Genomic DNA, 23,046 nt, shown 5'->3' on the forward strand with positions numbered 1-23,046 from the left:
GAGCAGGCTTGGACGCATGACGACTCTTGACACCTACCGCCTGCTGGGCCGTTCCGGGCTGCGGGTCTCGCCGCTGGCCCTGGGCACGATGACGTTCGGGACGGACTGGGGCTGGGGCTCGGACAAGGACGAGTCCCGCCGGGTGTTCGACGCGTACGTGGAGCGCGGCGGCAACTTCGTCGACACCGCCAGCCAGTACACGGAGGGCACCGCCGAGACGCTGGTCGGCGAGTTCGCGGCCGGGCGGCGCGAGCAGCTCGTGCTGGCCACGAAGTACAGCATGGCCAGGCGCCCGGGCGACCCGAACTCGGGCGGCAACCACCGCAAGAGCATGGTCCAGTCGGTCGAGGCGAGCCTGCGCCGCCTGCGCACCGACCACATCGACCTGCTCTACCTGCACGCCTGGGACTTCACCACGCCCGTGGAGGAGATCCTGCGCGCGATGGACGACCTCGTCAGGATGGGCAAGGTCCTGTACGTCGGCATCTCCGACACGCCCGCCTGGCAGGTGTCGCGCATGCAGGCCATCGCCGACCTGCGCGGATGGTCGCCGTTGATCGCCCTGCAGATCGAGTACAGCCTGATCGAGCGGACGGGGGAGCGCGACCTCATCCCGATGGGCCGCGAGCTGGGCCTCGGCGTCATCCCGTGGTCGCCGCTCGGCAGCGGTGTGCTGACCGGCAAGTACACGCGGGCCGACCTGACCCACGAGGTCTCCGCCGACCCGTCCGGCACCCGCAAGAACGTGGCGGCGGCCAACGGCTCCCTCACGGAGCGCTCGCTCGGCATCGCCGAGGTCGTCAAGCGGGTCGCGGACGAGCTCGGCGCCACCCCGTCGCAGGTCGCGATCGCGTGGACGTTGCTGGAGCCCGGCGTGACGGCGCCCATCGTCGGGGCCCGCACGCTCGCCCAGCTGGAGGACAACCTGGGCGCGCTCGACGTGCGCTTCAGCGACGCCCAGCGGGCCACGCTCGCCGAGGCCAGCGCGGTGGACCTGGGGTTCCCGCACGAGTTCCTGCGGCGGCCGATGGCGCGGGGCGTCATCTCGGGCGGCGTCACGCTGGAGCTGACCCGCTGACCCGCTGACCCGCTGACCTGCTGACCGGCTGACCCGCCTGCCCGCCGCACCGAACGCCCGTCCCCTGGTGGGGGCGGGCGTTCGGTCTTGTCTGGAATTGCATACCGTGCAGACCTTGCAGTCCGTGCAATCGTTGCATAGAGTGCAAGGCATGGAGAGTCCGCAGCAGCGGCGCGACCGCCGCCGGGCCGAGAAGCAGCAGGCCATCCGGCGGGCGGCGGTGCGCATCGCGCTCGATCAAGGGGTCGAGGCCGCGACCGTGGAGGCGATCAGCGCGGCGGCCGACATCTCGCCACGCACGTTCTTCAACTACTTCGCCTCCAAGGAGGAAGCCCTCAGCCCCGACCCGCCGTGGCGGCCGGAGGAGTTCGTCGGCCTGCTCACCGGCAGGCCCGGCGACGAGCCGGTCTTCGAGTCGCTGAAGGCGGTGGCGCGCGAGTTCGTGGTGCGCATCCGGCCGGCGATGGAGGACCTGGAGCCGTTCGTGGAGCTGCGCCGCCGCCATCCCGAGCTGGCAGCCAAGGCCAGGGCCGTCGACGAGACGAAGGTGCTGGAGAGCCTGCTCGGCGCGGTGCGCAGCCGGCCGGGCGTCACCGGCCCCATGCACGCCAGGCTGCTGGTCATCGCCACGTTCGGCGCGGCGATCTCGGCCGTGCAGGAGTCGGTGCTGAGCGGCGAGCCGGCCGAGGAGCTGCTCGAAGAGGCGTTCACGCTGCTGGAGCGCGGACTCTGACCCCATAGGAAGTGCGGCGACCGGGGTGGCACCCCCGATCGCCGCCGATTTCTCCTGCCCTCGCGAAAGGAAGCAAGGAGCCCACCCATGGTATCGACCATCACCCAGAAGGACGCGCCACCGCGCTCACTGTGGGTGAGCATGGCCTCACTCATGCTCACCATGTTCCTGGCCGCCATCGACCAGACGGTCGTGGCGACCGCCATGCCCACCATCGTGGGCGAGCTGCACGGCATCGAGAGCCTGTCGTGGCTGGTCACCGCGTTCGCGCTGACGTCCGGCATGGCCACGCCCCTGTACGGCAAGCTCAGCGACATGTATGGCCGCAGGAACCTCTACCTGTGGGCCATCGCCCTGTTCGTCCTCGGCTCGGCCCTGTGCGGCCTGGCCCAGACGATGGGCCAGCTCATCGCCTTCCGCGCCTTCCAGGGCCTCGGCGCCGGCGGGCTGCTCGTCCTCACCATGATCATCTCCGCGGACCTGGCCGGCCCCAGGGAACGCGCCAAGTACCAGGGCCTGTTCGGCGCCGTCTTCGGCGTGGCCTCCATCGCCGGCCCCATCATCGGCGGCTACCTCACCGAGCACGTCTCCTGGCGCTGGATCTTCTACATCAACCTGCCCCTCGGCGCGCTCGCCCTGGCCGTGGCGTTCAGCGTGCTCAAGCTGCCGCGCCGCACCTCCCCGCACCGCGTGGACTGGCTCGGCGCCGGCCTCATCTCGGCGCTGCTGACCAGCCTGACGCTCCTCGCCTCCTGGGGCGGCACCACCTACGCGTGGACCTCACCCGTCATCCTCGGGCTGGCCGCCGCGTCCGTGCTGCTGGCCGGGCTGTTCATCCTGGTGGAACGGAAGGCCGCCGAGCCCGTGCTGCCCCTGCGGCTCTTCCGCGACCGGTCGTTCGCCCTGCCCGTGGCCGCCACGGTGCTGATCGCCACCGCCATCCTCGGCATGGCCACGTTCCTGCCCATGTACCTGCAACTCGCCTCCGGCGCGAGCGCGACCGACTCGGGGCTGCTGCTCCTCCCGCTGATGGGCGGCATGATCACGGCCTCCACGCTGACCGGACGGGTCGTCACCCGGCTCGGCCGCTACAAGTGGGTGATGGTGGTCGGCTCGCTGGTCGCCGCGGCCGGCGGGTTCCTGTTCTCCACCATGGGGCTCGGGACGAGCGCGTTCGTGTCCGGCGCGTACATGGTGCTGGCCGGGCTCGGGCTCGGCATGGTCGGGCAGAACCTCATCCTCGCCGTGCAGACCACCGCCCCCGAGGCCGACAGGGGCGCGGCCACCTCGGCCGTCACCTTCGCCAGGAACGTCGGCGGCGCCCTCGGCGTCGCCATCCTCGGCGCGATCTTCGGCGGACGGGTGGCGGGCGGCCAGACGGCGGTCAGCCCCGAGGCCATCCAGGCGCTGCCCGAAGCGGCCCGGCACGCCGCCCAGCTCGCCTTCTCGGACGCGATCACGGGCGTGTTCGCCTGGCTCGGCCCCATCCTGATCGGCGGCGCCCTCCTCCTGGCCTGCCTGAAGGACGTCCGCCTGACACCCACCCCGCAGGCCCGCGGCTGACGCACCGCACCTGACGCACCGCGCCTGACGCACCGCGCCTGACGCGACGCGCCTGACGCGCCCCGGTCGTGGGGTGCCGCGGCGGCCTGGCCCGTCGATGAGGAGTGGACCTCCGAAAGGGGGTCCACTTCGTCATCTATCGACCGAAATTTCATGACTAAGTTGCATCACCGGATTACTGTCGGGAAGATTCAGGTTCTGCGGCAAGTCGGCGGATGGGGGAAGAATGCGGCGGGTCGCCTCGGGCTTGACGGCGCTGGCCGCCGTGGTCGCACTCGGCGCCTGCACGCCGTCCGCCCCCCGCGAGCGCGCCGCGCCACGGGCCGACTTCCTCGTCTTCTACGACTACGGCAAGCAGGGCCAGGCCGAGGCCGCCGTGGAGCGCGCCGGCGGCACCACGGTCTCCGCCGACACGAAGCTCGGCTACCTCATGGCGGCCGGCTCGGGCGCCGGGTTCGAGGAGGCGGTGGGCGCGGACCCGTCGATCGTCGGCATCTCCCCGGACCGCCGCATCGGCTACGCCACCACCCGCCCCGCCACGGCCCGCCCCACCGAAGCCACCCGTACCGGCGGAAGCACCCGTACAAAGGAAGCCGCCCGTACGGACGAAGCCGCCCGTACGGCCGGATTCCCGGACGAGAGGGCGTTCACCAAGACCAAGGGGGAGCCGTTCGCCAGCCGCCAGTGGGACATGCGCATGATCGGCGCCGACCGCGCCCACGCCAAGGCCCCCGGCACCCGGCAGGTCCTCGTCGGCGTGATCGACACCGGCGTGGACGGCAAGCACCCCGATATCGCCCCCAACTTCAACCGCGAGCTCAGCCGCAACTTCGTCACCGACAAGCCCAAGGACGAGTACGGCGAGACGCTGGACGGCCCCTGCGAGGCGGCCGGCTGCAAGGACCCGGTGGACGTGGACGACGACGGCCACGGCACCCACGTGGCCAGCACGATCGCCTCCCCGCTGAACGGCCTGGGCATCGCCGGCGTCGCCCCCGGCGTGCAGATCGTGAACCTCAGGGCGGGCCAGGACTCCGGCTTCTTCTTCCTCAAGCCCAGCCTCGACGCCCTCACCTACGCCGGCGACATCGGCGTGGACGTCGTGAACATGAGCTACTTCGTCGACCCGTGGCTGTTCAACTGCGTGAACAACAAGTCCGACACCAAGAAGCAGCAGCTGGAGCAGCAGGCCATCATCACCGGCATGCAGCGCGCCCTCGACTACGCCCGGCAGCGCGGCGTCACGCTGATCTCCGCCCTCGGCAACGGCTCCACCGACCTCGGCCATCCCACGGTCGACAAGCAGAGCCCCGGCTACCCGAAGGGCGACGAGAAGGACCGGCAGATCGACAACTCGTGCATCAACGTGCCGGCCGAGTCGAACGGCGTCATCTCCGTCTCCGCCGTCGGGCCGTCCGGACGCAAGGCCATCTACAGCGACTACGGCGACGAGCAGACCGACCTGGCGGCGCCCGGCGGCGACACGCTCGACGGGGAGGGCACCCAGGCCACCCGCTCGATCCTGGCCGCCGCGCCCGAGCACGTGCTGCGCGCCGCCGGCCGGATCGACGCCAAGGGCGAGCCGAAGGGCGCCGACGTCCTCAAGGACTGCACGGGCGGCACCTGCGCCTACTACCAGTACCTTGAAGGCACCTCGATGGCCTCGCCGCACGCCGCCGGGGTCGCCGCGATCCTCGTCAGCCGCTTCGGCAAGCCCGGCAAGGGCGGGGTCGACCTCGCCCCCGCCACCGTCGAGCAGCTCCTCTACAAGACCGCCACGCAGAAGGCGTGCCCGACGCCCCGCGAGTACGTGTACAAGATCTTCGGCCAGACCGAGACGCACGCGTGCGAGGGCGGCCCGTCCGACAACGGGTTCTACGGCCACGGCATCGTGGACGCCTGGAAGGCCGCTACCGTCGAACCATGATGTATCGCCTCCTCGCGGACGCCGTGATGGTGGCGCACTTCGCCTTTCTGGCCTATCTGGCCGTGGGCGGGTTCCTGGCGTGGCGCTGGAGGCGTACCATCTGGGCGCACCTCGCCGTCGCCGCCTGGGGCCTGGTCTCGGTCGTGACCGGCGTCGAGTGCCCCCTCAGCCTCGCCGAGGACTGGGCGCGCCGCCGCGCGGGCCTGGAGGGGTTACCCGCCAGCGGCTTCATCGACCACTACATCGAAGGCGTGATCTACCCGGAGGAGTACACGAACTTGGCGCGACTTGGGGTCGCCGTTCTCGTTCTGTTCTCTTACGTCGGGTACGTTCTCCGTCGTCAGTGACTGCCAAGTGGTCTGTACCAATTAAGGTAGGACTCGTGACTCGTCGCGCGAAAATCGTCTGCACCCTAGGCCCCGCCACTTCCTCCAAAGAACGCCTCCGCGAGCTGATCGCCGCGGGCATGGACGTGGCACGGTTCAACCTCAGCCATGGCAACCACGACATGCACAGAGAGGTTTACGACCGGGTCAAGGAGGTGGCGGCCGACCTCGGCCGCGGCGTAGGCGTGCTCGCCGACCTGCAGGGCCCCAAGATCCGTGTCGGCACGTTCGAGGAAGGCCCCGTCAGGCTGGGCTTCGGCGACGTCTTCACCATCACCACCGAAGACGTGCCGGGCGACCGCGAGCAGGTCTCCACCACCTACAAGGGGCTGCCGAACGACGTCCGCCCCGGTGACACGATCCTCGTCGACGACGGCCGCCTCGTGCTGGAGGCCACGCGCGTCGACGGCGAGCGCATCACCACCCGGGTCGTCATCGGCGGCATGATCTCCGACAACAAGGGCCTCAACCTGCCGGGCGTCAACGTCAGCGCCCCCGCACTCACCGACAAGGACGAAGCCGACCTGCGCTGGGCGCTGCGCACCGGCTTCGACATGATCGCTCTGTCGTTCGTCCGCCGCCCGTCCGACGCCGACGTGGTGCGCAACATCATGGAGCAGGAGGCCGTCCGCCTCCCGCTGCTCGCCAAGATCGAGAAGCCGCAGGCGGTCGACCGCCTGCCCGACATCGTCGAGGCCTTCGACGGCATCATGGTCGCCCGCGGCGACCTCGGCGTCGAGCTGCCGCTGGAGCAGGTCCCGATCGTGCAGCGGCGCATCATCGAGCTGTGCCGCGAGAAGGCCCGCCCGGTCATCGTCGCCACCCAGATGCTCGACTCCATGATGAACGCGCCGCGGCCCACCCGCGCCGAGGCGTCCGACGTCGCCTACGCCGTCATGGACGGCGCCGACGCGGTCATGCTGTCGGGCGAGACATCGGTCGGCAACTACCCGATCGAGGCCGTCTCCACGATGGACCGCATCGCCTGCGCCGCGGAGAAGTCGTCCCTGCACGCCACCCACACGCTGGAGCGCATGCCCGAGACCACGGGCGGCGCCATCGCCCGCGCCGCCGCCGAGGTGGGGGCGATCGTGGGGGCCAAGGCGCTGGTGGCGTTCACGATGTCGGGGGAGACGGCGCGCCGCCTGGCCCGCTACCGCTCGCCGATCCCGCTGCTCGCCTTCACCAGCGCGCCGCACGTGCGCGGGCAGCTGTCGCTGACGTGGGGGGTGGAGACGTTCCACGTGCCGTTCGTGCACCACACCGACGACATGGTGCGGCAGGTGGAGGCGTCGCTGCTGTCGCTGGGGCGGCTGGAGAAGGGCGACAAGGTGGTCATCGTGGCCGGCTCGCCTCCCGGCACGCCGGGCTCCACCAACGCCCTGCGCGTCCACACGATCGGGTCCGCGGTCTCGCACGCGCACTGATCTTTTTCTTTCTTTACGCGCTGCCGTGGTCTGCCACCCGCCGCACTCCGGCGGGTGGCCCTCCATGTAACGGCCGCTGACCCTTCACAAGCGGGCCGCCGCTACGCGAGCCCCCGTGGGCCATCCGCGTCGCCGAGCAACGGCCGGGCACGCGGCCTGCCCCTGGCCCGCCCGCCGACCGCTCCCCAGCCGGCGCGACCCGCACAAGTGGCGGCCTTGAAATGGCGATGGGGCAGCGTAGGTGGTGCGCTGCCCCATTTGCGTGCTTCTGGGCCGTTCAGTCGTTGGCGTGCAGGGCCGCGTTGAGCTCGATGCCGCCGCCCTTGCGGGGCAGGGCCTCCACGGCGCCCGACTGCGAGTTGCGCCGCAGCAGGATGCCGTCGGAGCCCGACAGCTCGGCCGCCTTGACGACCGTGCCGTCCGGCAGCGTGACCCGGGTGCCCGCCGTGACGTACAGGCCCGCCTCCACCACGCAGTCGTCGCCCAGCGAGATCCCCAGGCCCGAGTTGGCGCCCAGCAGGCAGCGCTCGCCGATCGAGATGACCTGCTTGCCGCCGCCCGACAGCGTCCCCATGATGGAGGCGCCGCCGCCCACGTCGGAGCCGTCGCCGACGACCACGCCCGCCGAGACGCGACCCTCGATCATGGAGCTGCCGAGCGTGCCGGCGTTGAAGTTCACGAAGCCCTCGTGCATGACGGTGGTGCCGCTGGCCAGGTGCGCGCCCAGCCGGACCCGGTCGGCGTCGGCGATCCGCACGCCCGACGGCAGCACGTAGTCGACCATGCGGGGGAACTTGTCCACCCCGTACACGGTCACCGCGCCCCTGGCCCGCAGCCGCAGCCGCGTCCGCTCGAAGTCCGGCACCGGGCAGGGGCCGAAGTTCGTCCACACCACGTTGGCCAGCAGGCCGAAGATGCCGTCGAGGTTGACGCCGTGCGGCTGGACCAGCCGGGACGAGAGCAGGTGGAGGCGCAGGTAGACGTCGTGCGCGTCCACCGGAGCCTCGGAGAGCTTGGCGATGCCGGTGCGCACGGCCACCACCTCCACGCCCCGCGCCGCGTCGGGGCCGGCCAGCTCGGCCAGCTCGCCCGCCTCTTCGGCGGAGAGCCGCTGGGTGCCCTCATGGGGCGCCTCGCCCAGCTCGGGGGCGGGGAACCAGGTGTCGAGTACGGTGCCGTCGGCGGCGATGGTGGCGAGGCCGACGCCGAACGCGCCGGTCGAGGTGGGATCGATAGCAGTCACGGCCCCAAAAATACCGTTTCCCAGGTCGACCCGCAGTGCACGGCCCCCGGCCTGCGCGGCGCCCACCAGGCCGGAAGGCGGTGGCCGGGGGTGCGCACGGCGGGGCCGAGGGCGGTGCGCAGGGCAGGGCGGAGGACTGGGTCAGCTCAGGGCGCCCAGATCGGCCGAGAGCCAGTGCTCCGGCCGCATCCGGAACGTCACCAGCACATGCAGATCGGAGCCCTGGACGTAGCCGGACACCGCGTCCGGCGGCAGGTAGCGGGACGAGATGCGGGTCAGGTCGTCGAGCGTCGTCGGCCCCGAGCGCACCACCGGGCCCTCCACCGACACGTACCGGTAGGTCGGGCTGGTCCGCTGCGCCAGGATCGAGAACCGGCCCGCCTTCGCGATCAGCTTGGCCTTGTGCGAGTCGCCGTCCGTCAGGAACCGGATCTCGCCGCCGGGGCTGTAGTCGTACCAGACCGGCACCACCAGCGGCGCCCGGCCGTCGCCCGCCTCCACCGCCAGGCTCGCGATGTGCGACTCCGCCAGGAACGCCTCCCGCTCCGCCACGCTCAACGGCATCCCGCCCCACCCCCCGTATTCACCGATCTTGAAACGGCTATTCCCGGTAGGAGCGATCCCGAAAAGTCCCGACCACACCCAGCGGCGACCACGATCTCCGCCCCGCCCAAGTCGGGCGGCGGCCCGCGACCTCCGCCCCGCGCAAGCCCGGCGCGGCACCTGGGCGACCAACCGCGATCTCCCCCCGCCCGGGTCCGGTGCCGCACTCGGATGGCGGCCCGCAACCTCCGCCCCGCGCAAGTCCGGGGTCGCACCGGAGCGGTGAGCTGCGACCTTGAGCCGGCTCGACCGAGTCTGGCGCCGCACCCAGGCGGCGGCCCGCCACCTCCCGTCCCGCGCAAGTCCGGCGCCGCATCCAGGCGACGGCCCGTGACGTCGGCCTCGCCCTAGCGCGGGGCCGTGCTTGCGTGGCGGCGGGTCACGACCCCGGCGCCGGGCTCGCGGGCAGGGCTGGGCTCGCGTGGGGGGCCGTGTTCTGTGCAGGGACCGAGTGGCGGGTCGCGACCTCCGTCGCCGTGTGGACGAACTCGGCCAGCGCACGTGACCGGGTGCCCTCCGGCCAGGCCAGCACCACGGTCGTCGGGGGCGCGTCCAGGACCGGCACGCAGGCCAGGTCCCGCCGCATCTGGTCCCGTACGGACTCCGGAGCGACCACGACGAGCCGTCCGAGCGCGACGAGCTGCATGAGCATCGCCGGGTCGCTCACCTCGGGGTGGGCTCCCGGCCAGCGGGGTGTGGGGTCGGCGTCGAGGTCGGCCAGGTGGAGGTGGGTGCGGCCGGCCAGGGGATGGGCGGCCGTCATGATCGCCACGCTGCCCTCGACGCGCAACGGCTCGCTGTCGAACCCTGTCAGGTCCTCGTACGGGCTGTGCAGGAACGCCACGTCGGCCGTCCCGTCGCGGACGAGCCGGGCCCGCTCCGCCACCCCGCACAGCGCCAGCTCCACCCCGATCGCACCGGGCCGCTCCCGGTAGGCGGCCAGGACGTCCGGCAGGAGGCCGCCGTCGCCGCCGGGTTTCAGCGCGACCACCAGCCGCGGCTCGGCCAGCCCCGCCCGCCGGGTGCGGGCCGTGGCGGCGGCGACCGCGTCGAGCACCTTCGCCGCCTCCCTGGCCAGCACCTCACCGGCCGGGGTGAGCGACACCCCGCGGCTGCTCCGCTCGAACAGGCGCACCCCGAGCCGCCGTTCGAGCTTCTGGATCGCTCTGGACAGCGGCGGCTGCGCCATGCCGAGCCGCGCCGCCGCCCGTCCGAAGTGCAGCTCCTCGGCGACGGCCGCGAAGTAGGCAAGCTCGCGCGTCTCCATACCCTCAGGGTATTGCCCGCAACCCATCCGGTGTTGGCCCGCGGACCGGAACCGGTGGTGTGCTTCCCGACATGACCGAAACCACCACCACCGCCCTGGTGACCGGGGCGAACAAGGGCATCGGGTACGCGATCGCGGCCGGGCTGGCGGCCCGCGGCATGACCGTCCTGCTCGGCTCCCGCGACCGCACCCGAGGCGAACAGGCCGCCACCCGCCTGCGCGCCCAGCTCACCGCCGACGAGGCACAGGCCGTCGAGCCGGATGTGCGCGCCGTCGTCCTGGACGTCACCGATCCCGCCACGATCGAGGCCGTCGCCGGCTCCCTGGACCGGCTGGACGTGCTCGTCAACAACGCCGGCATCTCCGGCCCCGCCGAGCTGACGCCGGCCCGCACCCCCGCCGAGACGATGCGTGAGGTGTTCGAGACGAACGTGATCGGCGTCCTCATGGTCACCAACGCCCTGCTGCCCCTGCTCAGGCGCTCACCCGCCCCCCGCATCGTGAACGTCTCCAGCGGCGTCGGCTCCCTGCGCCACCACACCGACCCCGCCCACTACATGTCCGCCCTGCCGCCGTCGGCGACGTATCCGCCGTCCAAGGCCGCGCTCAACGCCCTGACCGTCCAGTACGCGAAGGAGCTGCGCGGCGACGGCTTCCTCGTGAACGCCGCCGCCCCCGGCCCCTGCGCCACCGATCTCACCAAGGGCCTGCCGCTCACCATCACGCGCACGGCAGCGGACGGGGCGGCCGTCGTCATCCGCCTCGCCACGCTGGGGCCGGACGGGCCGACCGGCGGCTTCTTCGACGAGGACGGGCCCGTGCCCTGGTGACGCGAATTTCGGCCCGGCATTTCGGTCGGCGGTGACGGCGTGCGCTATCGTGCATGCGAAGAGTGAAGCATCCGGGTACGACAAAACCGCCGGGCTCGAGAGCCGGGCGGTCATGTCAGGGCCATGATCGGTGCCCCGGGTGGGATTCGAACCCACACTGAATGGATTTTGAGGCCATCGACTCTGCCGATTGGTCTACCGGGGCGGCGTATGTCCGGGCTGTGATCTCGTAGCGTAGCGCTCCGAGCCGCACCGGCGTGGATCTAATCTACCGGACGTCTGTACTCTTCTGCTCGTGAGTACGCAGCGGCGAGTAGTGATCGCGGAAGACGAGGCCCTGATCCGCCTCGACCTCAAGGAGATGCTCCAGGAGGACGGCTACGTCGTCGTGGGCGAGGCCGGTGACGGCGAGCAGGCGATCCGGCTGGCCGCCGAGCTGCGGCCCGACCTCGTCATCCTCGACGTGAAGATGCCGGTGCTCGACGGCATCTCGGCGGCCGAGCGGATCGTGTCCGAGCGGATCGCCCCCTGCCTCATCCTGACCGCGTTCTCCCAGCGCGACCTGGTCGAGCGGGCCAGGGACGCGGGGGCGATGGCCTACCTGGTCAAGCCGTTCACGAAGGCGGACCTGGTGCCGGCGATCGAGATGGCGGTCAGCCGGCACGAGGAGATGGTGGCGCTGGCGGCCGAGGTGTCGAGCCTGTCGGAGCGGCTGGAGACCAGGAAGCTGGTCGAGCGGGCCAAGGGCCAGCTGATGACGCAGCACGGCTGGACGGAGCCGCAGGCGTTCAGGTGGATCCAGAAGGCGTCGATGGACCGGCGGCTGAGCATGCGCGAGGTTGCTCAGATCGTTATAGACGACGCCGCGGAGCGATCCTGAAAAAGCGCTATATCAGGTGATTCGGCCCGGCGGGTTGTGGTGCGGTCACGAGTGGGCATCCAACCGGCTTCGGCCGCTTACGCGAAGAGCGTCCCGACGCGTAACTGATGGGCGGACGGAAGGTCCGCTCCTCTCGATCGGAGACGCTCTTCATGATCCGCATTCTTCGCGCGCCGCTCGCCGCCACCGCGGCACTCCTGGCGCTGGCGGCGTGCTCGTCCGGCGGCACCACCGCCGGCACCGTCACCTCGGGCTCGGCCGGCGCGCAGCCGCCCTCGGCGGGCGCGTCCCAGGGGGACGGCGCGCTGACGATCGGCACGGTGCTGCCGCAGACGGGGTCGCTCGCGTATCTGGGGCCGCCCATGTTCGGGGGCGTCGATCTGGCGCTCAAGGAGATCAACGAGGCCGGCGGCGTGCTGGGCAAGCCGGTCACGAAGTACGACACCGACTCGGGTGACAACACCACCAACATCGCCTCCCAGGCCGTCGACAAGCTGCTGACCCAGAAGGTGGACGCGATCGTCGGCGCGGCCTCGTCCTCGGTGTCGGAGTCGATCATCGACAAGATCACGCGGGCGGGCGTGGTGCAGTTCTCGCCGGCCAACACCTCCGACAAGTTCACCACCATCGAGGACGACGGCCTCTACTTCCGTACGGCGCCGCCGGACAAGCTGCAGGGCCGCGTCCTCGGCGACGTGGTGGTCTCCGACGGCAACGACACCGTCGGCATCCTGGCCATGCAGGACTCCTACGGCACCGGCCTGGCCGATCAGGTGCAGAAGACGGTGACCGACGGGGGCGGCGACGTGGTCGAGCGGGTGGACTACGACCCGAAGGCGGCCGACTTCTCCGCCGACGTGGCCAAGATCAAGGCCAAGAACCCGAAGGCGATCGTGCTCATCGGCTTCGAGGAGACCGCGAAGGTCGTTCAGGAGCTGGTCAAGCAGGGGCTGACCAGCGACAAGTACAAGTGGTACATGGTGGACGGCAACATGTCGAACACCAACTACCTGAAGATGCCCAAGGGCACGATGGACGGCGTCAAGGGCACCCTGCCCGGGGCGGAGGCGCCTGAGGCGTTCCAGAAGCGGCTGCTGAAGGTCAACCCGAAGATCACGGAGTACACGTACGCGGCGGAGTCGTACGACGCCGTGACGCTCATCGCGCTGGCCGCGGAGGCGGCCAAGTCCGACACCGGCCCCGCCATCGCGGGCAAGCTCGTGGAGACCAGCAAGGGCGGCACGAAGTGCACCGGGTTCAAGGAATGCGTGGACCTGCTGAAGGCCGGCACCGACATCGACTACGACGGCGTCAGCGGGCCGGTGGACTTCAACGACGTGGGTGACCCGTCGGTCGCCACGATCGGCGTCTATCGGTACGGGGCGGACAACAAGTTCAACGCCGCCAAGGCCATCGAATATCGCCGGGGGAACATCGCGGGCTGAAGCCCCTCACCACCGATGGCATTTCTCGCCCTGGCCCGGATTTCGGGCCAGGGCACTCTCGTTTACGGATGCAGCCGTAACTCTCCTGAAACAGACCATTACTCTAGGTATTTGGGACATTACAATCCAGCATAAAAGTCGGGTAAGAACTCCCCATCGCTGCGCCGGACAGGCATGCTGAGCTCGGAAAACCCGGCGAAGGTGATCGTCTCTTCGCCGAGATAGGGGGAGTTTCTTCTATGAACCGCATTGCTCCGATGGGGCGCCTGCTGGCCGTCGCCGCCGCGGCGAGCCTGGCTCTGACGGCCTGCGGCGGCGGTGGTGACACGGCCGAGCAGTCCGCCTCCACCGCGCCGTCCGCTGAGACGTCCACGGCGGCCTCCTCGGCGCCCGCGGCGAAGGGCGACGGCACGCTGACCCTCGGCACGGTCCTGCCTCAGACGGGCTCGCTGGCCTTCCTCGGGCCGCCCGAGTTCGCCGGCGTCGACCAGGCCGTCAAGGAGATCAACGAGGCCGGCGGCGTGCTCGGCAAGCCGGTCACCAAGGTGCACACCGACTCCGGCGACACCACCACCAACATCGCCTCCCAGTCGGTCGACAAGCTGCTGACCCAGAAGGCCGACGCCATCATCGGCGCCGCGTCCTCGTCGGTGTCCGAGTCGATCATCGACAAGATCACGGGTGCGGGCGTCGTGCAGTTCTCGCCGGCCAACACCTCCGACAAGTTCACCACGATCAAGGACAACGGCCTCTACTTCCGTACGGCACCGCCGGACAAGCTGCAGGGCCGCGTCCTCGGCGACCTCATCGCCGCCGACGGCAACGACACCGTCGGCATCCTCGCCATGCAGGACTCCTACGGCTCCGGCCTGGCCGACCAGATCACCAAGACCGCCGAAGGCGCCGGCGCCAGCATCGTCGAGCGCGTCGACTACGACCCGAAATCCGCAGACTTCTCCGCCGACGTCGCCAAGATCAAGGCCGCCAACCCCAAGGCGATCGTGCTGATCGGCTTCGAGGAGGGCGCCAAGGTCGTGGCCGAGCTGGTCAAGCAGGGGCTCACCGCCGACAAGGTGAAGTGGTACATGGTGGACGGCAACATGTCCAATACCAACTACCTCAAGATGCCCAAGGGCACCCTCAAGGGCGTCAAAGGCACCATCCCCGGCGCCGAGGCCCCCGAGGAGTTCAGGAACAAGCTCAAGAAGCTCGACCCGAAGCTCGACGACTTCACCTACGCCGCCGAGTCGTACGACGCCGCCAACCTGATCGCGCTGGCCGCCGAAGCCGCCAAGGACGACAGCGGCGCATCCATCGCGGGCAAGCTGGCCGAGGTCAGCAAGGGCGGCACGAAGTGCAAGAGCTTCAAGGAGTGCGCCGAACTGCTCAAGGCCGGTAAGGACATCGACTACGACGGCGTGAGCGGCCCGGTCGAGTTCGACGACGCCGGCGACCCGTCGGTGGCGACCATCGGCGTCTACCAGTACGGCGACGACAACAAGTACGCCAGCAAGGCCCTGGAGTACCGCACCGGCAAGATCGAGGGCTGACCCCGGCCGTCGTGACGCCCATCCCTTCCCCAGCACCCCCGCACACCCCCTGGGGAAGGGCCACGTCACCCACTTCGGCCACCTGCGCTCCGGGGGTCGGCGCCTGAGAGGCGGCGCTCAACACGCACGCGACGGCTTGCTCGGCGAACGGACGGCGGGGAGCGCGGCGCGGTGCACGCCCGACCCACCACGCCGCCGGTGCCGGTGCGGCGAGGAGGCATGCGGCGGAGCGCGGCGCAACGCGCGCGGCGCGGTGTACGTGCCCGGGCCCGGCATTGCATCCCTGGCGCCGGTGCGGCGAGGCGGGATGTGGTGGGGGCCGGTCAGGGGGTGCCGCAGGCGCGGTGGGCGTAGGTGATGAGGCGGTCCTGGAGGGGTTTGGGTGGGGTGACGATCACGACGCGTTCCGTGCCCCCGTCCACCGACGCCCGTACCGGAAAGAGGAACGCTTTCTTGGCCTCCGCGAACGCGTGCCCCGTGCAGGCCCCTGGCGTGAGCTGGAGCGGCACCTCCAGGCGTTGCGCTCCGGCCGAGAGGGTGCCCAGGGGGCGGGTGGAGGGGGTGGCGATGTAGTGGGTGGTGCCGCCGACGTCGGTGATGGTGACGGTGCCGGGGCCGCGGCGGGTGATCACGAGGGTGCCGCGCATGACGAGGTCGGACTTGGGGCCGGATTCGGTCCAGGTGGGGCCGAAGGTGATGTCGGCGCTCTGTTTGATGAGGTGTTCGGAGCATTCGTCGCGCAGCAGTCTGGCGAGGAGCGGGTCGGGGTGGGGGACCTGGAAGATCACCTTGCGGGGCGGTTCGGACGAGGACGCGGGGCGTACGTGGGCCACGACGGTGGCGGGGCGCACCTCGGGCAGGCCCTGGGGCAGGCACTTGGCGGGGCCGTAGGTGACGGGCAGGTCGGTGCGTTCGGTCTTCTTGATGACGGCGTCGGTGCGCCGCGGCGGCAGCGTTTCGAAGGACGGCGCGACAAGCTGGACATCAGCGAAATAAACGGGTGTTTCACTAGTATTTCGGACAGCTATCTGAAGCGCGTGCACGGGCTCGTCCGAACGATATTGCGCCAGTGAGACCGACACCCCGGGCGGCGGTGCCGTGGACGGCGGGGAGGAGGGGCGGGGGGCCGCAACCGGACCCGCAAGCGGCGGCGATCACGGCCGTGACGAGCAGAGGCGTTTTACGCTTCACCCGTCGCACATTAAGCGTCCGTGCGCAGCTCTCGTAAGTTGAGGAGTGATTACGACTCCGCATCCAAGTGCCGACAGTTCCTCAGGGGACCTGGTTCGAGTGTGCAGCAATTTTGTACGTTTCCGTCATTCGATCGGGAACGCTCGGCGGTGCTGAGGATCCCGGCCTGGAATCGGAGGAGACACTTCATGATCCGCATTGCTCCCGTGGGGCGGGCGCTGGCTGTCGTGGCTGCCACCAGCCTCGCCCTGACAGCCTGCGGTGGTGGCGGCGGTGACACCGCCACTCAGGCTTCCCAGAGTGCCGCGCCGGCTTCATCCGCGCCCGCGGCGAAGGGCGATGGCACGCTCACTCTCGGCACGCTGCTGCCCCAGACCGGTTCGCTGGCGTTCCTCGGCCCGCCGGAGTTCGCGGGCGTCGACCTCGCGCTCAAGGAGATCAACGAGGCCGGCGGCGTGCTCGGCAAGCCGGTGCAGAAGTACGACACCGACTCGGGCGACACGACCACCAACATCGCCTCGCAGTCGGTGGACAAGCTGCTGGCGCAGAAGGCCGACGCCATCATCGGCGCGGCGTCCTCGTCGGTGTCGGAGTCGGTGATCGACAAGATCACGGGCGCCGGTGTGGTGCACTTCTCCCCGGCCAACACCTCCGACAAGTTCACCACGATGGAGGACAAGGGTCTGTACTTCCGTACGGCGCCGCCGGACAAGCTGCAGGGCCGCGTCCTGGGTGACCTGATCATCTCCGACGGCAACGACACCGTCGGCATCATGGCCATGCAGGACTCCTACGGCACCGGCCTGGCCGACCAGGTGCAGAAGACGGTGACCGACGGCGGTGCGGAAGTGGTCGAGCGGGTCGACTACGACCCGAAGGCGGCCGACTTCTCCGCCGACGTGGCCAAGATCAAGGCCAAGAACCCCAAGGGCATCGTCCTGATCGGCTTCGAGGAGACCGCCAAGGTCATCCAGGAGCTGGTGAAGCAGGGCATGCCGGCCAGCAAGTACAAGTGGTACATGGTGGACGGCAACATGTCGAACACCAACTACGTCAAGATGCCCAAGGGCACCCTCAAGGGCGTCAAGGGCACCTACCCCGGCGCCGCCGCCCCCGACGAGTTCCGTGACAAGTTGAAGGGTGTCAACCCCAAGCTCGAGGACTACACCTACGCCCCCGAGTCGTACGACGCCGCGAACCTGATCGCGCTGGCCGCCGAGGCCGCCAAGAGCGACGCGGGCGTGGACATCGCCGCCAAGCTGGCCGAGGTCAGCAAGGGCGGCACGAAGTGCAAGAGCTTCAAGGAGTGCGTGGACCTGCTGAAGGCGGGCACGGACATCGACTACGACGGCGTCAGCGGTCCGGTGGAGTTCAACGAGGCCGGTGACCCGGCCGTCGCCACCATCGGCATCTACCAGTACGCCGACGACAACAAGTACCCGGTGAAGGCGCTGGAGTACCGCAGCGGCAACATCTCCGGCTGATCGAGCGCACTAGAGGGGCCCGGCCACGGCGGCCGGGCCCTTTCGCGTTCAGCGGCAGCCCGCGACGATCCGGTCGGCGGCGGCGCGGTACTGCCTGAGCAGCGCCACCTGCCGCTGTCTGGGCACGTCGCTCTTCGACAGGGCGGCGGTGGTCTGCTTCACGGTCTCGGCGGCCGGGCGCAGCGCGTCGGGCAGCCGGGGGCCGAACTCCCTCGTGATGCCGTTGGCCTCGGCCAGGCGGCCGATGACGGCGTCCTCGAAGTTCTGGCGGTCCTCCTGGCCCCGGGGCTCCAGGATGAGGTCCGCGTACCCGATGGCCGAGACCACGCGGTCGCAGGGGCGGTCGGTGGGGTCGCCGCCGGTGCTGTACTTCTGCGCGGAGGAGGCCCCCTCCTGGCAGCCGACGAACAGCACGAGCAGGACGGGCAGGATGAGCGCGATCGTCGCCGAACGTTTCACCCTCCCTATGAAAACGGAGAAGGGGCCCCCGGGGGAGCCCCTTCTTCGCCTTCCTGGAACGGGTTACGCCTTGGCCAGCGTGCCGAGGTACAGCTCGATGACCTTGGGGTCGTTGGCGAGCTGCCTGCCGGTGCCGGTGTAGGCGTTGCGGCCCTGGTCGAGCACGTAACCGCGGTGGCAGATCTGCAGGCAGCGCCGCGCGTTCTGCTCCACCATGATCACGGTCACGCCGGCCTTGTTGATCTGCTGCGCCTGGATGAAGACGAGGTCCTGCAGCTTGGGCGACAGGCCCGCCGACGGCTCGTCGAGCAGCAGCACGGACGGCTCGGTCATGAGGGCCCTGGCCATCGCCACCATCTGCCGCTCACCGCCGGACAGGGAGCCGGCGCGCTGCTTGCGCCGCTCCTTGAGGGCGGGGAACAGCTCGGCCACGAACTCGAAGCGCTCCTTGAACTTCCCCGGCACCTGGAAGGCGCCCATCTCGAGGTTCTCCTCGATGGTGAGGCTGGGGAAGACGTTGTTGGTCTGCGGCACGTAACCGACGCCGCGGGCCACCAGGGAGTGCGCCTTCATGTTCGTGATGTCCTCGCCCTTGAGCAGGACCGTTCCGCTGCGGATGGTGACCAGGCCGAACATGGCCTTGAGCAGGGTCGACTTCCCGGCGCCGTTGGGGCCGATGATGCCGATCAGCTCGCCTTCCTTCACGTACAGGTCCGAGCCGTTGAGGATGTTCACGCCCGGGAGGTAGCCCGCGATCAGCTCGTCGCAGCGCAGCACCGCGTCCTTGGCGCCCTCCAGGTGGGCGCTGCGGTCGGTGACGGCGGCCTTCGACTGGACGGGCGCTTCGTCGGCGCTCACTTCTGCCTCTCCTCTGCGGTCTCGGGCTCGGGGGCGGACCCGGGGGCGGGGGTGGTGCCCTCGGTCTCGTGGATCTCCGCCTCCAGGGCCGCCTCAGCCTCCTGGAGCTGGGCCTCCAGCTCGCTCTCGGACAGCGGCGCGTCGTGGTGTGCGCCCAGGTACGCGTCGATCACGCGCTCGTCGGACATGATCGTCGAAGGCGGGCCCTCGGCGATGACCGCGCCCTGCGCCATGACGATCACCCAGTCGCTGATGTCGCGGACCATGTCCATGTCGTGCTCGACGAACAGCACGGTCATGCCCTGCTCGCGCAGGTCCTTCACGTGGCCGAGCAGCGACTGCGTCAGGGCCGGGTTCACGCCGGCCATCGGCTCGTCGAGCATGACCAGCTCGGGGCCGACCATGAGCGCGCGGGCCATCTCCAGCAGCTTGCGCTGGCCGCCGGACAGCGACCCGGCGAAGTCGTCGCGCTTGGCGTCGAGCTTGAAGCGCACCAGCAGCTCCTCGGCCCGCTGGGTGATCTCCTCCTCCTGGTCGCGCCAGAAGCTCGGGATCAGGGCCCGCCAGAAGTTCTCGCCCTTCTGCTGCTGGGCGCCCAGGCGCATGTTCTCCAGCACGGTCAGGCGCGAGAGCGCCTTGGTGAGCTGGAACGTGCGCACCATGCCGGCCCGGGCCACCTTGTGGGCGGGCACGCCGTTCATGGGCCGCCCGTTGAACGTCCACGTGCCCGAGTCGGCCGTGTCGAACCCGGTGAGCTGGTTGAAGAACGTGGTCTTGCCGGCCCCGTTGGGGCCGATGAGCGCGGTGATGGAGCCGCGCTGGACCTCGACGTGGTTCACCTCGACGGCGGTGAGGCCGCCGAAGCGGCGCACCACGTTGTCCACCACGAGGATCGGGTCGGGCTTGGGCACGCCGGGATCGCGCGCCAGGTCCTTGAAGGCGTTCAGGGCGGCCGCCTTGCGGTCGGCGATCCCGCCTCCGGTGGTCGCAGTCGTCTCAGCGTCGTGCATCGATCGCTATCTCCCTCTTGTCACCCAAAATGCCCTGCGGCCGGAAGATGAGCAACAGGATCAGACCGAGGCCGACCAGGATCCAGCGCATGGCACCGACCTGGTTGGTGTCCAGGAACGTGATGAGCCCGGCGCCGACCGCCTCCGTCATCACGTTGTAGAACAGGACCAGCAGCACCCAGAAGATCATCGAGCCGAGTACGGGGCCGAGCACGCGTGCGGCGCCGCCGAGGATGAGCATCGTGTACATGTAGAACGTGGTCTCGGTGCCGAACACGTCGGGCTGCACCGAGGCGTAGCCGAGACCGTAGATGAAGCCGCCGAAGCAGCCGATGACGCCGCCGAGCACGAGCGCCTGCATCTTGTACGAGAACACGCTCTTGCCCAGGCTGCGCACCGCGTCCTCGTCCTCGCGGATGGCCTTGAGCACGCGGCCCCACGGGCTCTTCATCAGCAGGTACACGACGAAGCTGAACAGCGCGATCAGGATCCAGCCCACGGTCAGCACCCACATGGTGCGGTGGCCGAACAGCAGCGGCACGGGGCCGAGGTTGAAGCCGTACTCCCCTTCGGGGTACGGGTTGAGCGCGTAGAAGCCGTCGGAGAAGCCGCGCTGGCCGTCGGAGCCGCCGAAGACGCTCTTGAACTGCACCGAGCGGAAGATGAGGCGGACGATCTCGGCCGCGGCGATGGTGACGATGGCCAGGTAGTCGGCGCGCAGCTTCAGTGTCGGTATGCCCAGCAGGATCGCCAGGATGACGGCGGCGACCAGGCCGACGAAGATGCCGACCCAGAACGGCAGGCCCATGACGGTGACCGTGACGGCCAGCCCGTAGCCGGCCACGCCCATGAACGCGGCCTGGCCGAAGTTGAGCAGGCCGGTGTAGCCGAAGTGCACGTTGAGGCCGATGGCGCCGATGGCGTACAGCACCGTCTCGACGCCCACGGCCGCCTTGATGGTGGTGCTGATGATCGTGATCCAGTCCATTCTGATCCTCCCCCGATCAGCCGATCCGCTCGCGGCGGCCGAGAATGCCCTGCGGCCGGACGAGGAGCACGATGATGAGTACGGCGAGCGCGCCCACGCTCTTCAGCTCCGGCGGCACCCACAGGGTCGAGACCTGGATGAACAGGCCGACCACGAGCGAGCCCACCAGGGCGCCGAAGGCGGTGCCGAGCCCGCCCAGCGTCACGCCGGCGAAGATGAGCAGCAGGATGTCCTGGCCCATCGTGTACTTCAGGTTCTGGGAGAGGCCGAGCATGATGCCGGCCAGCGCCGCGATGGCGCCGCCGAAGGTCCAGATGATCCTGATGACGCGGTCGACGTTGATGCCGGACGAGGCCGCGAGCGCCGGGTTGTCGGCCACGGCGCGGGCCGCCTTGCCGGTGCGGGTGCGCAGCAGGGCGAAGCCGACGACGATCAGGACGACCAGCTCGATGCCCATGGCGACGAAGTTCTTCGGCGCGGCCGAGATGGGGCCGATCTCGATGCCGGGCTGGGCGGTGTACTGGGCGAACGCCTCGGTCTGGCCGCCGAAGAAGATCAGGAACACGTACCGGAGGAAGAGCGCCACGCCGATCGAGATGATCATCATGGCGATCGTGCCGGTGCCGCGCCTGCGCAGCTGCCCCCAGAACAGGCGGTCCTGGAGGTAACCGAGGATTCCGGCGACGATGACGGCGATCACCGCGGCCGGGATGAGATGCAGGCCGAAGCCGATGTTGAAGGCGTAGGCGAGGATGGCGCCGAGCGTGACCAGCTCGCCGTGGGCGAAGTTGGTCAGGCCGGTGGTGCCGTAGATGAGCGACAGGCCGAGCGCGGCCAGGGCGATGATCAGGCCGAGGTTGAGGCCCTCGAACGTGAGCTGCGCGGCCTGCGTCCAGAACGGGCTGCTCTCGCCGCCCTCCTGCTGCTGCTGGTTCGCAGCGCCCTTGGCCTGAAGGGCGTACAGGACGGTGGAGCAGTTTCCCTCGTAGACCGTGGGCGTGCGGACGTTGTTGCCGCCGCGCACCTCGGCATTCTGGGGAAGGCTGCTGACATCCAGCGTGACCTTGTACTTACCCGGTTTGTCGACCTGAACGTCCCAGGTGCCTTCCGCGTTTGTCGTGACCTCCTTGACGGGTTGTCCGCCCTCTGTGGTCACAGCGATTTTGGCGCCGTTCACTGGCTGGCCTTGGAGTTTGAGTGTTCCCCTCAGTCCCTGGCATTCGGCGGGACCCGCGTGGGCGGGCCCGGCCAGCAGGAAGATGAGTCCACCCAGGAAGGCCGTGAACGCGATCACGGCTCTGCGCAATGGTGCTCCCTCAAAGTAGGTCAAGGCGGGGTTGTGCCCCTCCATCTCGACACGCGCGCATCGCAGGCACAACTGGGATGCAATGGCGGGAGCTTATTCCGGCCGCGCCCGGTTCAGTATCGTTCGTCACCAATTAGTGACATGTGCGTGTCACTCATGTGAGGAATCAACAAGCCTGGTCAGGGGCTAAATCGGCGGAGACGCCTGGCGCTTGAGGGAACGAATCGGTAACGATGAGGGTAAAACGTGGCGAGCCCGCGGAGGCGGCCTTTGGGGCCATGTAGGGATCCCCTCGACGGCTGCGAGAGCACCCTCGCAATCGTGGGGCCGAACACGTTTTCTACTGGGCCTCCCCGCGGGCTCTGTTGCGACCACGGTAGCGACCCGCGGGGGCCCTGCGCAAAGGGTCGGCGAAAGTGACGGACGTGACCGAACGGTCAACGGTCGCGCAACATGCACGTGAGGCGCGCGGTGCAGACGCGGCGGCCCTGCTCATCGGTGATTTCGATGTCGTACGTCGCCAAAGTGCGGCCTCCGTGCAACCGGGTCGCGACCCCCGTGACGTACCCGGAGGACGCCGAGCGGTGATGGGTGGCGTTCAGCTCGATGCCCACGGCGATGCGCTCGGGGCCGGCGTGCACGGCCGCGCCCACGGAGCCCAGCGTCTCGGCCAGCACCGCCGAGGCCCCGCCGTGCAGCAGCCCGTACGGCTGCGTGTTCCCCTCGACCGGCATGCGGCCTGCCACCCGCTCGGGCGTGACCTCTAGGAACTCGATGCCCATCTTGTCGGCCAGCGTGCCTTCGTGCAGGTCGCCGAA

The 23,046-nt window shown here is 69.8% G+C and carries 21 protein-coding genes and 1 tRNA gene; 11 read left to right on the top strand and 11 right to left on the bottom strand.

Annotated elements, in window-relative coordinates; translation table 11 throughout:
- Window positions 1-16: 16 nt before the first annotated feature.
- From KIS93_RS54950 to pyk, 6 genes are all read left to right on the top strand, one after another.
- The gene (locus KIS93_RS54950) at window positions 17-1,078 is read left to right on the top strand and encodes an aldo/keto reductase (protein WP_080041000.1); all 1,062 of its coding nucleotides are present in this window, start codon (window positions 17-19) and stop codon (window positions 1,076-1,078) included.
- A gap of 151 nt (window positions 1,079-1,229) precedes the next feature.
- A complete protein-coding gene (locus KIS93_RS54955; protein WP_080040999.1) occupies window positions 1,230-1,811 on the top strand; it encodes a TetR/AcrR family transcriptional regulator in 582 nt (193 codons plus the stop codon).
- Between the two features lie 87 nt (window positions 1,812-1,898).
- Window positions 1,899-3,374, top strand: coding sequence for an MDR family MFS transporter (locus tag KIS93_RS54960; RefSeq protein ID WP_080040998.1), 1,476 nt, complete (start codon window positions 1,899-1,901; stop codon window positions 3,372-3,374).
- 226 nt (window positions 3,375-3,600) lie between these two features.
- On the top strand, window positions 3,601-5,301 hold the full coding sequence (locus tag KIS93_RS54965) for a S8 family peptidase (protein ID WP_186405023.1): 1,701 nt from the start codon (window positions 3,601-3,603) through the stop codon (window positions 5,299-5,301).
- Window positions 5,298-5,648 (top strand): DUF2784 domain-containing protein, encoded by a 351-nt coding sequence (locus KIS93_RS54970; protein ID WP_080040997.1) that lies wholly within the window; start codon window positions 5,298-5,300, stop codon window positions 5,646-5,648. The genes KIS93_RS54965 and KIS93_RS54970 overlap by 4 nt, the downstream gene beginning before the upstream one ends.
- A 35-nt stretch (window positions 5,649-5,683) precedes the next feature.
- The gene (gene pyk / locus KIS93_RS54975) at window positions 5,684-7,114 is read left to right on the top strand and encodes a pyruvate kinase (RefSeq protein ID WP_080040996.1); all 1,431 of its coding nucleotides are present in this window, start codon (window positions 5,684-5,686) and stop codon (window positions 7,112-7,114) included.
- A gap of 277 nt (window positions 7,115-7,391) precedes the next feature.
- Here pyk and dapD read toward each other — a convergent pair whose 3' ends face one another.
- From dapD to KIS93_RS54990, 3 genes are all read right to left on the bottom strand, one after another.
- Window positions 7,392-8,357: a 2,3,4,5-tetrahydropyridine-2,6-dicarboxylate N-succinyltransferase gene (gene dapD, locus KIS93_RS54980; protein WP_080040995.1), complete on the bottom strand. Its 966-nt coding sequence runs from the start codon at window positions 8,355-8,357 to the stop codon at window positions 7,392-7,394.
- 141 nt (window positions 8,358-8,498) lie between these two features.
- The gene (locus KIS93_RS54985; RefSeq protein WP_080040994.1) at window positions 8,499-8,921 is read right to left on the bottom strand and encodes a pyridoxamine 5'-phosphate oxidase family protein; all 423 of its coding nucleotides are present in this window, start codon (window positions 8,919-8,921) and stop codon (window positions 8,499-8,501) included.
- 418 nt (window positions 8,922-9,339) lie between these two features.
- Window positions 9,340-10,227, bottom strand: coding sequence for a LysR family transcriptional regulator (locus KIS93_RS54990; RefSeq protein ID WP_080040993.1), 888 nt, complete (start codon window positions 10,225-10,227; stop codon window positions 9,340-9,342).
- A gap of 71 nt (window positions 10,228-10,298) precedes the next feature.
- Between KIS93_RS54990 and KIS93_RS54995 the strand changes: the two genes are divergently transcribed.
- Window positions 10,299-11,057: an SDR family oxidoreductase gene (locus tag KIS93_RS54995; RefSeq protein ID WP_080040992.1), complete on the top strand. Its 759-nt coding sequence runs from the start codon at window positions 10,299-10,301 to the stop codon at window positions 11,055-11,057.
- Window positions 11,058-11,188: 131 nt separating this feature from the next.
- Here the strand turns inward: KIS93_RS54995 and KIS93_RS55000 are convergent.
- Window positions 11,189-11,262 (bottom strand) — tRNA-Leu (locus tag KIS93_RS55000).
- A 90-nt stretch (window positions 11,263-11,352) separates the two neighbouring features.
- Between KIS93_RS55000 and KIS93_RS55005 the strand changes: the two genes are divergently transcribed.
- The 3 genes from KIS93_RS55005 (at window position 11,353) to KIS93_RS55015 (ending at window position 14,932) form a co-directional block, all read left to right on the top strand.
- The gene (locus tag KIS93_RS55005; RefSeq protein ID WP_230466397.1) at window positions 11,353-11,937 is read left to right on the top strand and encodes an ANTAR domain-containing response regulator; all 585 of its coding nucleotides are present in this window, start codon (window positions 11,353-11,355) and stop codon (window positions 11,935-11,937) included.
- 152 nt (window positions 11,938-12,089) lie between these two features.
- The gene (locus KIS93_RS55010; protein WP_080040990.1) at window positions 12,090-13,382 is read left to right on the top strand and encodes an ABC transporter substrate-binding protein; all 1,293 of its coding nucleotides are present in this window, start codon (window positions 12,090-12,092) and stop codon (window positions 13,380-13,382) included.
- 239 nt (window positions 13,383-13,621) lie between these two features.
- Entirely contained in the window at window positions 13,622-14,932 is a 1,311-nt protein-coding gene (locus KIS93_RS55015) for an ABC transporter substrate-binding protein (protein WP_080040989.1), read from the top strand.
- Between the two features lie 323 nt (window positions 14,933-15,255).
- Here KIS93_RS55015 and KIS93_RS55020 read toward each other — a convergent pair whose 3' ends face one another.
- Window positions 15,256-15,975, bottom strand: a complete 720-nt coding sequence (locus KIS93_RS55020) for a hypothetical protein (protein ID WP_186405024.1) — start codon at window positions 15,973-15,975, stop codon at window positions 15,256-15,258.
- A 336-nt stretch (window positions 15,976-16,311) separates the two neighbouring features.
- Between KIS93_RS55020 and KIS93_RS55025 the strand changes: the two genes are divergently transcribed.
- Complete coding sequence (locus tag KIS93_RS55025; protein ID WP_080040987.1) at window positions 16,312-17,607, top strand: ABC transporter substrate-binding protein; 1,296 nt, start codon at window positions 16,312-16,314, stop codon at window positions 17,605-17,607.
- Window positions 17,608-17,655: 48 nt separating this feature from the next.
- Here the strand turns inward: KIS93_RS55025 and KIS93_RS55030 are convergent, their stop codons facing one another.
- From KIS93_RS55030 to KIS93_RS55055, 6 genes are all read right to left on the bottom strand, one after another.
- The gene (locus tag KIS93_RS55030; RefSeq protein ID WP_080040986.1) at window positions 17,656-18,066 is read right to left on the bottom strand and encodes a hypothetical protein; all 411 of its coding nucleotides are present in this window, start codon (window positions 18,064-18,066) and stop codon (window positions 17,656-17,658) included.
- Between the two features lie 63 nt (window positions 18,067-18,129).
- Window positions 18,130-18,924 carry an ABC transporter ATP-binding protein gene (locus KIS93_RS55035; protein ID WP_080040985.1) on the bottom strand — a complete coding sequence of 265 codons (795 nt, stop codon included), beginning with the start codon at window positions 18,922-18,924 and terminating at the stop codon, window positions 18,130-18,132.
- A complete protein-coding gene (locus KIS93_RS55040) occupies window positions 18,921-19,934 on the bottom strand; it encodes an ABC transporter ATP-binding protein (RefSeq protein WP_230466396.1) in 1,014 nt (337 codons plus the stop codon). The genes KIS93_RS55035 and KIS93_RS55040 overlap by 4 nt, the downstream gene beginning before the upstream one ends.
- Entirely contained in the window at window positions 19,921-20,922 is a 1,002-nt protein-coding gene (locus tag KIS93_RS55045) for a branched-chain amino acid ABC transporter permease (RefSeq protein WP_080040984.1), read from the bottom strand. Before KIS93_RS55045 ends, KIS93_RS55040 begins: the two co-directional genes overlap by 14 nt.
- A gap of 16 nt (window positions 20,923-20,938) precedes the next feature.
- Window positions 20,939-22,078 (bottom strand): branched-chain amino acid ABC transporter permease, encoded by a 1,140-nt coding sequence (locus KIS93_RS55050; protein ID WP_230466395.1) that lies wholly within the window; start codon window positions 22,076-22,078, stop codon window positions 20,939-20,941.
- A 587-nt stretch (window positions 22,079-22,665) separates the two neighbouring features.
- Window positions 22,666-23,010 carry a PaaI family thioesterase gene (locus KIS93_RS55055; RefSeq protein WP_080047014.1) on the bottom strand — a complete coding sequence of 115 codons (345 nt, stop codon included), beginning with the start codon at window positions 23,008-23,010 and terminating at the stop codon, window positions 22,666-22,668.
- Window positions 23,011-23,046 lie beyond the last annotated feature (36 nt).

The organism is [Actinomadura] parvosata subsp. kistnae, from assembly GCF_900323885.1.
Classification (GTDB): domain Bacteria; phylum Actinomycetota; class Actinomycetes; order Streptosporangiales; family Streptosporangiaceae; genus Nonomuraea; species Nonomuraea composti.

What these genes read in the sequence shown, in the direction of transcription:
- KIS93_RS54950 (WP_080041000.1), top strand. Translation starts at nt 17, where the DNA reads ATGACGACTCTTGACACCTACCGCCTGCTGGGCCGTTCCGGGCTGCGG.
- KIS93_RS55025 (WP_080040987.1), top strand. Translation starts at nt 16,312, where the DNA reads ATGATCCGCATTGCTCCCGTGGGGCGGGCGCTGGCTGTCGTGGCTGCC.
- KIS93_RS54995 (WP_080040992.1), top strand. Translation starts at nt 10,299, where the DNA reads ATGACCGAAACCACCACCACCGCCCTGGTGACCGGGGCGAACAAGGGC.
- KIS93_RS54970 (WP_080040997.1), top strand. Translation starts at nt 5,298, where the DNA reads ATGATGTATCGCCTCCTCGCGGACGCCGTGATGGTGGCGCACTTCGCC.
- KIS93_RS55010 (WP_080040990.1), top strand. Translation starts at nt 12,090, where the DNA reads ATGATCCGCATTCTTCGCGCGCCGCTCGCCGCCACCGCGGCACTCCTG.
- KIS93_RS55040 (WP_230466396.1), bottom strand. Translation starts at nt 19,934, where the DNA reads ATGCACGACGCTGAGACGACTGCGACCACCGGAGGCGGGATCGCCGAC.
- KIS93_RS55015 (WP_080040989.1), top strand. Translation starts at nt 13,622, where the DNA reads ATGAACCGCATTGCTCCGATGGGGCGCCTGCTGGCCGTCGCCGCCGCG.
- KIS93_RS54990 (WP_080040993.1), bottom strand. Translation starts at nt 10,227, where the DNA reads ATGGAGACGCGCGAGCTTGCCTACTTCGCGGCCGTCGCCGAGGAGCTG.
- KIS93_RS54985 (WP_080040994.1), bottom strand. Translation starts at nt 8,921, where the DNA reads ATGCCGTTGAGCGTGGCGGAGCGGGAGGCGTTCCTGGCGGAGTCGCAC.
- KIS93_RS54955 (WP_080040999.1), top strand. Translation starts at nt 1,230, where the DNA reads ATGGAGAGTCCGCAGCAGCGGCGCGACCGCCGCCGGGCCGAGAAGCAG.
- KIS93_RS55045 (WP_080040984.1), bottom strand. Translation starts at nt 20,922, where the DNA reads ATGGACTGGATCACGATCATCAGCACCACCATCAAGGCGGCCGTGGGC.
- KIS93_RS55055 (WP_080047014.1), bottom strand. Translation starts at nt 23,010, where the DNA reads ATGGGCATCGAGTTCCTAGAGGTCACGCCCGAGCGGGTGGCAGGCCGC.
- KIS93_RS54960 (WP_080040998.1), top strand. Translation starts at nt 1,899, where the DNA reads ATGGTATCGACCATCACCCAGAAGGACGCGCCACCGCGCTCACTGTGG.
- KIS93_RS54965 (WP_186405023.1), top strand. Translation starts at nt 3,601, where the DNA reads ATGCGGCGGGTCGCCTCGGGCTTGACGGCGCTGGCCGCCGTGGTCGCA.